We start from the raw sequence: 12,177 nt of genomic DNA, 5'->3' as shown, positions 1-12,177 counted from the left end.
TTAAGCCCTCAGGGGGAATTCCCCATCCCCGTGAATGGCAATGCCTGATCCCCTGCCTCAAGTGGCGGCAGCTCTAGGGTGGCCTGCTTGCCTTGCAGAACTACGTAAAAGCCACCGAGGCCAAGGGGGTCAATGAGTTGGTGGAGTGATTGATGGCGGTTGAGGGCTTGCAGCAGATGGCCATTTCCCTGTTGCTGGGCAAGGAGGCGATCGCCCAAGCCCAAGGCCATGAGAAATAAACTCTGACGGGTGACATAGAGGGTTTCAAGGCCAAATTTCTCTCCGTAGCGCGTCAAGGCGGTCACATCCACATGGGCTGTAATGTCCTGCTCTCCCACAAAGCAGTAGGGGTTGTTGTGGTAGCGGTGTTGATAGTAGCACTGCAACGTGCCTTCACAGCGGGCGGGATGGTAGTACTGCTGGGCGGGATACCCATAGTCAATGGTGAGAACAAAACCACGCTCTAGACGCTGACTCAGATCTTTGAGCCACGGGATTAGGTTGAGATTCACCTCGGTACGGTAGCCGTCGCTGTAGCCCTGCCGCTGCGGATCAATGCCAACGGTGGCAAAGTATTCGTGAATGCGATCATCCCTTAGGGGACGCAACACCTCTTGAAGTGCCCCTTCGCTATTGAGGCTAACGTAAATTTCCTGCCAATTCCCCCCCTGCCACTGCAGCCGATGCACGGGAAAGGCATCCACCACCTCATTGCTAAAGATGCAGCCGATGATGGGGTCAGCAGGCAGTTCAGAGCCTCGCCAGCAGAGGCGATCGCCCCAAGGCGCCAAGCGTTGCCGTTGGCGTTCCCGCAAACTGGGGGACTGCTCTTGAATCTGGTACTCCAAGGCAGCAAAGAAGTCGGGATAGGTAGCCTGACTGTAGTTCAAAACGACATCCGCAAACTGGCCTTCACCAGCGCCCATCTCTAAGAGAGTAAACCGCTGCGGTCGTTCCAAAGCGTGCCACATCTGCACGAAAGCCTCGGTCAGCAGTTCGGCAAAATCCCTCGTCAGACTACTGGCCGTGATAAAGTCCCCTCGCTGACCAATCTGGATTTGGGGACGGTTGTAATAGCCCCACTGCGGGGTGTACAGCGCTAGGGCCATAAACTCACAGAAGGAAATGGCGCCCGCTGCTTTGATACGCTCCTGAATTTCAACAAGTAGCGGATTGCCCGTTGGCATTAATCATCAACTCCAACAATGGGGGCAAACCCTTGGCGCTGCACATTTTCAGTGATCACACGGGGTTCAAGGAATTGCAGCAGGTAATCGCGTCCCCCGGCCTTAGAGCCAATCCCTGACAGCTTGAAGCCGCCAAAGGGCTGCCGATCCACGATCGCGCCGGTAATCCCCCGGTTGATGTAGAGATTGCCCACCGCAAATTGGACTTTGGCCTGCTGAATGTGGGAGGGAGTGCGCGAATACAGTCCCCCTGTCAGGGCATAGGCGGTGGCATTGGCAATTTCAATCGCTTGACTGAAGGTTTCTGCCCGTAGGACTGCCAACACAGGCCCAAAAATTTCCTCTTGGGCGATCGTGGCGGTGGGGGGGACATTAGTAAAGATGGTGGGGGAGACAAAATAGCCCACCGACGGCACCGGCACACTCAAGGCGAGTTCCGCTTCCTGCTGTCCCTTGGCAATATATTCCTGAATGCGATCGCGAGCGGCTGCTGTAATTACTGGTCCAACCCGGGTACTGGGCAAATGGGCAGGGCCAATATTCAGGGATTGCGTGGCCTCGACTAAGCGCTGCACAAAGGGTTGATAGATGGACTCCAGCACAATCACCCGCGAACAGGCAGAGCATTTTTGGCCGCTGTAGCCAAAGGCCGATTGCACTACCCCCGCCACTGCCTGATCTAAGTCGGCGCTTTCATCAATGATGATGGCGTTTTTGCCCCCCATCTCGGCAATCACCCGCTTGATGTGGGTTTGCCCCCGCTGCAAAACGGCTGCTTCGGCAATAATGCGGCAACCCACCTCTTGGGAGCCAGTAAAGGCAATGAGATGCACATCTGGATGTTTGGTAAGGTAGGGGCCAATCACAGAGCCACGGCCGGGCAGAAACTGAAACACCCCCGGCGGAAAACCGGCGGCAATCAGAATCTCCGCTAGTTTGGCAGCAGTGACGGCGGCGGGATCCGCCGGCTTGAGAATCGTACAGTTGCCGCTGACTAAGGCAGCTACGGTCATCCCTGTGGGAATCGCTAGGGGAAAGTTCCAAGGGGAAATGATGACCGCAATGCCGCGCCCTTGGTAGTGGTAATGGTTCGTTTCGCCGGGAAGGTTGCGGTCATAGCCGCCGCTGAGGCGCTCCATTTCATCGGCATAGTAGCGGCAAAAATCAACGGCTTCGGAGACTTCGGCATCCCCTTCTGCCACCACCTTGCCCACTTCGTAGCACATCCAGGCTACCAGTTCATGGCGTTGTGCCTCAAGGAGATCTGCCGCTCGCCGCAGCAGGGTTGCCCGTTCGGCCACCGGAGTTTGTTGCCACTGGGCTTGAGCGGCTTTGGCAGCGCGGATGGCATGCTCGGCATCCTCAATGGTGGCCAAGCCCACCCGACCGACAATTTCTTCAGGCTGGGAGGGGTTCAGGGACTCACTATATTCGAGGGGATGGACGCGATCGCTATTGATGATCGGCGTATAGGTTTGCCCTAGTTGGCGATGGACATGAATTAACGCCGCCTGAATAGCTTCCCGCTGACTGGCGCGGGCATAGTCGCTATTGGCTGCATTGGCAAAGGTGGAGGTCTTCCCCGTGGTGACGTGGACATTCCCTGCCCCAAAGTCTGCGGTTGGCTGTGGAGGGGCGAGTAATTCATCAATATTGACTGCCCCCAACTGCTGGCGCAAAAAGGAGCTATTGGCTGTATTTTCCAAGAGTCGCCGAATCAGGTAGGCCATTCCCGGAATTAAATTGCCGTAGGGACAATAGACCCGCACCGTTTGCCCGGCATCCACCAGTGCCTTCGCCAGTTTATCGGCCATGCCATAGAGAACTTGGCATTCCATGGCTGTGGGCGGAATGCGCTGATGTTGGGCGATCGCGATCGCCCGCGCTTGGGAACGCACATTATGACTGGCGATCGCGGTACGCAAGACCGTGTGATGACTCAGGAGCAGTTCAATCACCCGCTCAAAGTTGGCATCGGTATCCTGCTTGTGTTGATACACGGGCAATGGCCAATCCTGTTGCACCGCCTTAATCACTTCTTGATCCCAGTACGCGCCCTTGACCACCCGCACGGTAATGGGTGTCCCCCGCTGTTGTGCCCAAGTAATCAGGTCTTGGGCATCTTGGTAGCTATCCCGCAAATAGGCTTGCAGGGTCAGCCCAATATCGGCGCGATCGCGAAACTCTGGCTCTAGCAAAATCTCTTTGAGGATCGCTAGGGTAATGTCTTTATAGGCATACTGTTCCATATCAAAGTGCACCGCCACCCCCAATTCCTGGGCGCGATGCAACAGCTGCCGAATCGGTTCCCCCACCTTGGCACGGCAGCCAGACACATCTAGGGGGTCAAATTGGGAGTAAAAGGCCGTCAGCTTAACGGAGACTTGGACTGGATTGATGCCCTCCCGTTGCCCGAGGGGACTAAGGTACTGCATTAAGTCAAGATAGCGATCGCAATACTGCTGCGCCTCGACCTCCGTAATCACCGCCTCCCCAAGAATATCCATTGTCACCAGCATGCCCTGCTTGCGCAGACGGCCAATGGTTTTCAGCACCTGCTCGGTGGTTTCGCCAGCAATGTACTTGTGGGCAAGGGCTTGAACCGCTGTTGTGAAGGTGGTTGCCGCTGCTTGGGCGGGCAGGGAATCCGGCTGGGCAAAGTTCAGGAGTTTTTTCAGAGCCTCCGGCAACTCCACACTGGGGTCACTGAGGTATTCCTGCAAGTGGCGAGCCACCTCGGTTTTACTGCGCAGACTGGGCAGACAGTCAATGAGGCGAAAGAGTTGCACCCGCAGCCCGGGATGTTCCATCGCCCAGCCAAGGAGCTTATCCTCAATGCGCATTTGCTCCCGCAGTTGGCTAAAAAAGTTGCGGGACTCTTGGCTTGCCGCCCACAGTTGCCGGGCGATCGCGATCGTTTGTGCTTCGTAAAGATCACTCATCGAAAAACAGTGGCTGAGGAGGGGTTTCCTTTATTCTCCCATGTTGCCCCAGAAAGACAATGGCCTCAGCCCCTTGCTAGCGCGGACGAATAAAATGGCGGTTAGCTCGCACCAAGCAAATCCGATTATCCTTCCCAAGGGTCACCTTCAGCCAAGGCAGACCACGATCATCAGGGATCATGGCAAAACCGCTTGGGGCAAGGTTTGCCTTCAAGACCGTGCCGCGGGGAAAGCGACGCACCACAGGCCAGTACCAAATGTCTGTCCGCGGCCACTGGGCTAGGGGACTATACCACGCCTTTGGGACTTGGGGTGACCACCGACAGTTGAGGCCTTGCCTATCTGAGTCCACCACCACCCAAAGGCGATGATCAGTGCGGAGAGGGTAGTCCCCATGGCGGTTGGCTTGGGGTAAATTGGGGTTCTGGGCAAGGAGCGGCAGGAGTAGTAAAGTTGTCCAACCCCTTCGAGGCATTTTTTGCACCTATGAGCCTTGTTAGTTCTACCCCTGTTGTGGCACAGTGCTCGGCCTATGCCAAGGTCTTGGTAGATTGTGTGGGGGCGACTGACGCCTACACCTACAGTGTTCCCAAGAATTGGGCGGTGCAGGGGGGCGATGTGGTGGAGGTGCCCTTTGGCTCTCAGGTGGTGCGGGGGATTGTCCTCGAGGTACTGGAAACTATACCGCCATCCGTTGATCCGCAACGCTTGCGATCGCTCCTTGAGGTGGTTGACCAGCAGCTTTTTCCCAAGGACTATTGGGCGTTGTTAGAACAAATTGCCACCTACTACTGCACCCCTTTGATCCAAGTCGTTCGCACTGCCCTGCCGCCGGGGGTCTTGGGGCGATCGCAACGGCGGGTGCGCCTACGGCCACAACAGGCCATTCCCCCCCTCTCAGAACAAGGGCAACATCTGCTGCGCTTTCTCCAGACCAAGGGTGGTGGGGACTACAGTGTGCGCTACCTCCAGCAACAGCTTCCCAAGGTGCAGCGGGCCCTCGGAGAACTTGAACGCCTTGGCTTGGTCGAAACCTACCTAGCGGCACCTGCTAGTCAACAGCCAAAACAGCAACAGGCGGTGGTACTTCTCAATAGTGAGGGGGAGACCTTAACGCAGCGGCAGCGCCAAATCCTCCGCTACTTACAGCAACAGGGTCGCGATTGCTGGCTACAGGAAGTGCTCAAGGCCACGGGCACAACCGTCCAAACGCTCCATCGCCTCGCTGCCAAGGGATACATTGCCATTGTGGAGCAGCAGCACTGCCGCATTGAACAGGGGGTAGCGGTGACGCCGGATAGGCCTAAAACCCTTACCCTTGCCCAAGCCAGTGCCGTGCAAGTCATTTCCGAACATCTAGACTGTGCGCAAACATTCCTACTGCACGGGGTTACGGGGTCGGGCAAAACCGAAGTCTATCTGCAAGTCATTGCTGAGTGCCTAGGGCGAGGGCGATCGGCTTTACTGCTGGTGCCCGAGATTGGCTTGACCCCCCAATTGACAGATCGCGTGCGGGCACGCTTTGGTGAACGTCTTCTGGTGTATCACAGTGGTCTTAGTGAGGGGGAGCGGTACGATACTTGGCGGCTAACCTTGATGCCGCAGCCACGGGTCATCATTGGCACGCGATCAGCAGTACTGTTGCCCTTGGTGGGCTTGGGGCTGATCATTCTCGATGAGGAGCACGACAGCGGCTACAAACAGGATCAACCTCAACCCTGCTACCATGCCCGTACCGTTGCCCAATGGCGATCGCGCCAACAACGGTGTCCCCTCATTTTAGGAACCGCCACCCCTGCCCTCAGTACTTGGCAGGCTGCCCAAGCCGGCCAGATTCACACCCTTTCCCTTCCGCAGCGTATCCATGCCACCCCCCTGCCGCCGATCACCATCGTGGATATGCGCCAAGAATTACACCGTGGCAACCGTTCCATGCTCAGTCGTCCACTGCAAGACGCCTTGGGAAATCTTCAGGGGCAGCAAGCGATTCTCTTTGTGCCTCGGCGGGGTCACAGCACCTTTGTCTCCTGTCGCAGTTGTGGCACGGTGATCTACTGTCCCCATTGCAGTGTGTCTCTCACTGGACACCTCTTTGGCGAGGCGATGGAAGTGCTGCGCTGTCACTATTGCAACTACAGTCAGGCGGTGCCGCAGCGCTGTCCCAGTTGTGGCTCTCCCTATCTCAAGCCCTTTGGTGGTGGAACGCAGCGGGTGGTAAGTGAACTGAATCGCCTCTTTCCCGAGTTGCGGGTACTGCGCTTTGACAGTGATACCACCCAACGCAAGGGTGCCCATCGCCAGTTATTAACGCAATTTGCCGCCGGCGCAGCCGATGTCATGGTGGGGACGCAAATGCTGACCAAGGGGATTGATCTGCCCCAAGTTGCCCTCGTGGGAATTTTGGCTGCCGATAGTCTCCTGCATTTGCCAGATTATCAGGCGGCGGAACGGACGTTTCAAATTCTCACTCAAGTGGCGGGGCGATCAGGGCGTGGGGCGCACCCTGGCAGAGTTATTTTGCAAACCTATGTGCCGGAGCATCCAGTGATTACAGCAGTCAAGGCCTATGACTGGGATACCTTTGCCAACCTAGAGCTAAGTAGCCGTGCTCTCTTAGGCTATCCCCCCTATAGCCAACTGATCCTTCTGCGCTTGAGTAGTCTCGATCCTGAAGATGTGGCTGCAACAGCACAGGCGATCGCCCAACAGCTCCAGACGTTACCCCCAGTTTCTCAGGGAGAATGGGAAGTCCTTGGCCCCGCCCCAGCCGCGATCGCTAAAATTGCTGGCCGCTACCGCTGGCAAATTTTACTCAAGGGCAAACTAGAAGCAGTTTCTGACCTGAGCCAAGCCCTCATGCACCTCAAGGAGCAGTGTCCCCGCTCAACCCGCCTCAGTATTGATGTTGACCCCCTGAACTTTCTCTAAGGGTGCTTCGGCAAACCACCACAGTGCTGTGACCGGCACCACCCCCAAAACAAATCCTAGGGTGGCGGGAATCCAAAAGCGTTGATCCAAGGACGTGAGCGTAATCATTGCCCCAAAGGCAAAATTTACCAGATATACCACCAAGGGGGTAATCAGCTGCCCACGGGTCACTACCATTGGCTTTGGCCACCAAGTGATCATCGCCAGCCCCATAAACACGGCCCCTGTGCCGGTCCAGCCCAAAATGTTGCGGTAGGGCATACCAAAGAATTCACCGACATCCTGAAATTGCCAAAAAGGAATGGCGGTTTGACTCATGGCCGGATCAAGGACAAAATCCCAAGCCGTTAAAAAAATTGCTCCCAAGCCCACGGTGATCAGGGCTGCTCCCAAACCCACGCCTTTGCCTTCCCGCAGGGGACGACTGATAAAGCCACTGTAGGCCACAAGAAACGTAACTAGCCCCATATAAAACCAAGAGAGGGGAATGGTGAAGGGCACTAGCCCAGCAATTTTGTATCCCAAACCACTGAGGTAACCGTAATGGCCAAAGGGAAAGCCGGTACTGGTTCCCAACAGTTCACTTGTCAGGGAAATGCCCACCGCTGGCAGCAAAAAGCCAAAGAGTTTGCCAAGGCCAAAGTTGCGATAGGTGTGAAGGGCGATCGCCAGCGCACCGAGGACAATATAAACCACGCCCCCACTCCCCATACTCCATTGAAAAAGCTGCTGACCCCACGCGGGCAGCGTCAGAATAAACTCGGGATGAGGGACGACGAGGAGCAACCCCGCTAAGCCAAAGGCCATCGCTAGAATGTGGCCAACTAGGCACACCTGCTCCGCAACCAAAAGCGCGTTCTTGGGTTTCATAGGGGCAATCTCAAAGGGGCAATCGTTTACAAATGTTAATATGTTAATGTAGCACTGTTCCCACTGTCGTCTATCCACCTCAAAAAGGCAGTTGGATTTCGCCAAGGACATCATAGGTTGCCAACAACCCTGCCCCGATGCCAGCACCTAGCGTTAGCCCCCAACTCCAAGGCACCCCCTCAGGAAATTGCGGACGACGGTGAAGCACTTGCCCATAGCCCCGTAAGCGCATTGCTAGATAGATCTGCTGTGCCCGCTCCTCGGCGCGAATGAGAAAGATACCAATCATCTGTGCCCACGGGCGAAGGCGGCGCCAACTCAAGCGAAATCCCCGCAGAAAGAGTGCCTGCTGCATTTGGGTCAACTGACTCTCTAGCTCAAAGAGATAGCGGTAGGTCAAGGCCAGCGTATCCACCAACAAGGGGGGTAGCCCCCAGCAGCGACAGACCCGCACCCATTCACTAAACGTCAAGCTTTCTAGCAACACCACGCCAAGGGCAAGACACAAGACCAAGCGCCACGTGAGGAGCAGCGCGATCGGCCACGCGCTAACCGCCAAAAGCAACCACAGTCCCAGAAAAAAGATCTACATCTGCTGAAGACGTTGGCCAAAGCGCTGCCAAGGGATATGGCTCAGGAGATAAAGGAGTGCCACAAGTAAGGTCGCGATCGCCAGACTTTCCAACCGCCGCAAACTACTAATGCAAAAAATCCACAGGAGAATCGCCATTACCCGTGCCGGCGGCGACCAGCAGCGAAAGCTCAAGAGTTACGCCCTAATTAATGTGCTGACTACGCAAAAAGCGATCAATATCGTTATTGGCACCAATCACCACCATGATGTCCCCTTTATTCAGCTTCTGGCTGGGACTGGGATTGATCTCAAACCTATCATCAAAGCGCAGGGCAATTAGGTTAAGGCCATAGCGACTGCGGAGTTCCACTTCTGCAACCGTCCGATTGTGAAATGCCTCAGGCACTTTGACTTCCACAATACTTTTTTCGGGGTCGAGGTCAAACCAATCGAGAATTGCTGGCCGGGTCAGCGATCGCGCCAGTTCACAACCCGCTTCATATTCTGGAAAGACAACGCGGTCTGCCCCTACTCGCTCTAGAAGTTTTTTGTGAATTTCCGAGGAAGCCTTGGCAATGACATTGGCTACCCCTGCCTCCTTCAGGTTCAATGTGGTGATAATGCTAGCATCCAGATGATTGCCAATGGCTACAATCACCGTTTCAAACTCAAAGAGACCCGCCTCCTTCAGGGCTTGGGGATCTGTGGAATCCAATTGAATCGCATGATCCACGATGTGATCTTGGAGCACTTGATTGACCAAGCGTTCTTGGTTATCACTGCCGAGCACCTCATACCCCATGCCGTGGAGGGTCTCGCACACCCCTCGACCAAAGCGCCCTAGGCCAATCACCGCAAACTGCTGCGAGATCTTGACGCCCCGCCCGCGAAAGAGCATTGCTCCTAAATCCACCATGTTTGAGTACCCTACTGGCAACTATGCCGATTATCCTCTTGATCGGCAGCGGCTGAGCCGTCGGCAGCCACTAGTTTTTTGAGATGCTGCTGAATGTGGGCAGTACTGGCACGGGGAGAAAAGCGCGGTACGGGAAGGGTTTGCTTGCCAATGACTAAATAAAGAACAGGAATTTCGTACTGATAGGCTTGCCACCAATCATCGCGGCTAGTAATATCGCGCACCTCAAGGGTGAATTCCCTCAGGGTAGCTAGCTTCTCTTGCAATCCTTCGCAGAGGTGACAGCCCGGCTTGCTATAGAGAATCAGATGGCTCACGGTTGGGACGCAGAAACGAGGGGGGTATCGCCAATATGCCGCTGATCTCGCAGACCAAAAATCGCTTCTACATGACGGTAGTGCTTAATTTCAATCAGGTTGTGGAAGGGATCTTCGAGAAAGAAGGTTTGGTGTTCTAAGGGGGTATTGGCAAAGCGGGTGCGCGGTGGTTGGTAAAATTTCAAGCCTTTTTTGACAACGCGATCGCAGAGATTCTGCCAGTCCGCCTGTGCCAAGAAAATTAAGCCAAAGTGGCGCGGATAAATGCTCTTGGGTGGGGTTAAGGGTTCCTCGGTGAGGTGAGCCACCAGTTGATGGCCATAGAGCTTCATGATCAGGCAGTGGGGGTTTTCGCGCCCCGGTTCACACCCCAACCCCTCAATGTAGTAGGCCTTGGTCTCCGTCAAATTACTGACGGGAAAGGCAAGGTGAAATAAAACGGGAGCGATCGCCAACTGAGCCATAGATCTATCTCAAATAAAAATGGCTAAATTAGTGGCTATTTTAGCAGAAAAACTTTTTATCAGACATCTCCCCAATGTCTAGCTCTCACCTCTGCTTTGCTCTAGTGACAACGGAACGGATAACAGGGGTAATAGGGGTAATAAACGGGTGTGTAGGGGGGTGGGTAAATCACTGGGCGCGGTGGATAAGGCACCGGCACAATAATGTAGGTCTGAGATTGCTCCGGCGGACGGTAAAAGATGGGATTGTCGGGAGTGTACTGCGGAGTTCGTGGCCGCCCAAAGGACTCCAGACCGGGGAAAAAGACATCAACACCGGGCTGATTGGGAAAAAGGGGATAAGCAGCACGACTGGGGGGCGCGATCGCCAGCAGCGTGACTAAGCTACCGATGGCCAACGGCAGGAAGCGTAACATAGAAGCCTCCAAGGAGAGAGTGAGCCTCTGATTCTGACGCTGCGCTGCCTAGGGAAGTTCCCGCAGAACACGACTCAAAATGTCCACCATTTGATCAATGTGCGATCGCTCCACAATCAGCGGTGGCGAAAGGGCAATAATATCCCCCGTCACCCGAATCAGTAGCCCCGCCTCAAAAGCACGACAGAGGGCATCATAGCCCCGTGCCCCCCCCTGCCCTTCCCGTGGTGCCAATTCAATGCCCGCCACCAAGCCCAAATTGCGAATGTCAATCACATGGGGAAGACCGCGCAGGCTATGCACTGCCTCCTGCCAATAGGGTGCAAGGGAAGCGGCTCGCTCAAATAGGGCTTCTTTCTCGTAAATTTCTAAGGTTGCCAAGGCAGCAGCACAGGCCAGGGGATGTCCCGAATAGGTGTAGCCATGGAAAAACTCAATTTGCCCTGCGGGCCCTTGCATAAAGGTGTTGTAAATGTCATCGCGGACAATGACTGCCCCCATGGGAACTGCAGCATTGGTTAATCCCTTGGCAACGGTGATGAGATCCGGTGTCACGCCGAAGTATTGAGCGGCAAAGGGGGCACCGAGACGGCCAAAACCTGTGATCACCTCATCAAAGATCAGCAAGATGCCGTGGCGATCGCAAATGGCACGCAGGCGTTCCAAGTACCCCTGGGGCGGAATCAATACCCCCGTAGAGCCAGCCAGGGGTTCGACAATCACTGCTGCGATCGTTGAGGCATCATGCAGCGCCACTAAGCGTTCTAGCTCATCGGCTAAATGTGCGCCCCAAGCGGGTTGCCCCTTGCTGAAGGCATTGTGTTCAAGATTGTGGGTGTGGGGTAGATGATCCACCCCTGCGAGGAGGGAACCAAAGAACTTGCGATTGGGGGCAATGCCTCCTACGGAAATCCCGCCAAAACCAACCCCGTGATAGCCCCGCTCACGCCCAATGAGCCGTTGCCGCGTCCCCTCTCCCCGCAGCCAATGGTAGGCAAGGGCAATTTTTAAGGCTGTATCCACGGCTTCAGAGCCAGAATTGGCAAAAAAGACATGGTTGAGGGGGTCAGGGGTAATGGTGCGCAAGCGATCGGCCACCTGAAACGGTCCCGGATGTCCCATCTGAAAGGTGGGTGCAAAATCCAGTGTTGCTGCCTGCTGGGCGATCGCCCTCACAATTTCCGGACGGCAATGTCCTGCATTGACACACCACAGCCCCGCTGTGCCATCAAGAATCTCACGGCCATCAATACTTCTGTAGTACATCCCCGCTGCCGAAACAAGGAGCCGAGGATTCTGCTTGAACTGGCGATTCGCCGTAAAAGGCATCCAAAAGGGGTCAAGGTTGAGATCTGCAAGGGTGGGCAGTGTCATTGCACTAAAACCCGTCAGTAGTGTCAGGGGTGGGTATCAGGCCAATAATATCGCGGTAAGCCGCCACAATGACACAACTACTCCAAGGAATGGTCACCAGCATCCCCACGCAGCAGAGGCAAAAGCCTAAGATATTAAAGAAAATAATTGACACATTGAGGAAAAAGAAGCTCCACCAAGCACGGGAGA

General features: G+C 55.3%; 12 protein-coding genes and 1 pseudogene. 1 reads left to right on the top strand and 12 read right to left on the bottom strand.

Annotated elements, in window-relative coordinates; translation table 11 throughout:
• Positions 1-8: 8 nt before the first annotated feature.
• The 3 genes from ACK4HN_RS11310 to ACK4HN_RS11300 all read right to left on the bottom strand — a co-directional run bounded on the left by ACK4HN_RS11310 (position 9) and on the right by ACK4HN_RS11300 (position 4,604).
• Positions 9-1,187: a class I SAM-dependent methyltransferase gene (locus ACK4HN_RS11310; RefSeq protein WP_409870142.1), complete on the bottom strand. Its 1,179-nt coding sequence runs from the start codon at positions 1,185-1,187 to the stop codon at positions 9-11.
• Positions 1,187-4,129, bottom strand: coding sequence for an L-glutamate gamma-semialdehyde dehydrogenase (gene pruA, locus ACK4HN_RS11305; protein ID WP_409870144.1), 2,943 nt, complete (start codon positions 4,127-4,129; stop codon positions 1,187-1,189). The genes ACK4HN_RS11310 and pruA overlap by 1 nt, the downstream gene beginning before the upstream one ends.
• Before the next feature lie 76 nt (positions 4,130-4,205).
• Entirely contained in the window at positions 4,206-4,604 is a 399-nt protein-coding gene (locus tag ACK4HN_RS11300; RefSeq protein WP_409870146.1) for a hypothetical protein, read from the bottom strand.
• Positions 4,605-4,615: 11 nt separating this feature from the next.
• Here ACK4HN_RS11300 and priA point away from each other — a divergent pair, with 11 nt between their 5' ends.
• Positions 4,616-7,057 (top strand): primosomal protein N', encoded by a 2,442-nt coding sequence (gene priA / locus ACK4HN_RS11295; protein WP_409877674.1) that lies wholly within the window; start codon positions 4,616-4,618, stop codon positions 7,055-7,057.
• Here the strand turns inward: priA and cruF are convergent.
• The 9 genes and pseudogenes from cruF to ACK4HN_RS11250 all read right to left on the bottom strand — a co-directional run.
• Complete coding sequence (gene cruF / locus ACK4HN_RS11290; protein ID WP_409870150.1) at positions 7,013-7,927, bottom strand: gamma-carotene 1'-hydroxylase CruF; 915 nt, start codon at positions 7,925-7,927, stop codon at positions 7,013-7,015. The two genes, priA and cruF, sit on opposite strands and share 45 nt — an antisense overlap.
• A gap of 79 nt (positions 7,928-8,006) precedes the next feature.
• Positions 8,007-8,486 carry an energy-coupling factor transporter transmembrane component T family protein gene (locus ACK4HN_RS11285; RefSeq protein WP_409870151.1) on the bottom strand — a complete coding sequence of 160 codons (480 nt, stop codon included), beginning with the start codon at positions 8,484-8,486 and terminating at the stop codon, positions 8,007-8,009.
• A 27-nt stretch (positions 8,487-8,513) separates the two neighbouring features.
• Complete coding sequence (locus ACK4HN_RS11280) at positions 8,514-8,693, bottom strand: hypothetical protein (protein WP_409870153.1); 180 nt, start codon at positions 8,691-8,693, stop codon at positions 8,514-8,516.
• A gap of 10 nt (positions 8,694-8,703) precedes the next feature.
• Positions 8,704-9,417, bottom strand: coding sequence for a potassium channel family protein (locus ACK4HN_RS11275; RefSeq protein WP_409870155.1), 714 nt, complete (start codon positions 9,415-9,417; stop codon positions 8,704-8,706).
• 11 nt (positions 9,418-9,428) lie between these two features.
• Complete coding sequence (locus ACK4HN_RS11270; protein ID WP_409870156.1) at positions 9,429-9,734, bottom strand: glutaredoxin family protein; 306 nt, start codon at positions 9,732-9,734, stop codon at positions 9,429-9,431.
• Complete coding sequence (locus tag ACK4HN_RS11265) at positions 9,731-10,198, bottom strand: VOC family protein (RefSeq protein WP_409870158.1); 468 nt, start codon at positions 10,196-10,198, stop codon at positions 9,731-9,733. Before ACK4HN_RS11265 ends, ACK4HN_RS11270 begins: the two co-directional genes overlap by 4 nt.
• A gap of 101 nt (positions 10,199-10,299) precedes the next feature.
• Positions 10,300-10,614 (bottom strand): hypothetical protein, encoded by a 315-nt coding sequence (locus ACK4HN_RS11260; protein ID WP_409870159.1) that lies wholly within the window; start codon positions 10,612-10,614, stop codon positions 10,300-10,302.
• Between the two features lie 48 nt (positions 10,615-10,662).
• Positions 10,663-11,988, bottom strand: a complete 1,326-nt coding sequence (locus ACK4HN_RS11255; RefSeq protein WP_409877672.1) for an aspartate aminotransferase family protein — start codon at positions 11,986-11,988, stop codon at positions 10,663-10,665.
• Positions 11,989-11,992: 4 nt separating this feature from the next.
• Positions 11,993-12,177 (bottom strand): annotated as a pseudogene (locus tag ACK4HN_RS11250) (hypothetical protein); the annotation flags it as partial.

The organism is Thermosynechococcus sp. (genome assembly GCF_046299655.1).
In the GTDB taxonomy this organism is placed as follows: Bacteria; Cyanobacteriota; Cyanobacteriia; order Thermosynechococcales; family Thermosynechococcaceae; genus Thermosynechococcus.
The sequence above is the reverse complement of the archived record's forward strand: the minus strand, read 5'-3'. Positions and strand labels throughout refer to the sequence as shown.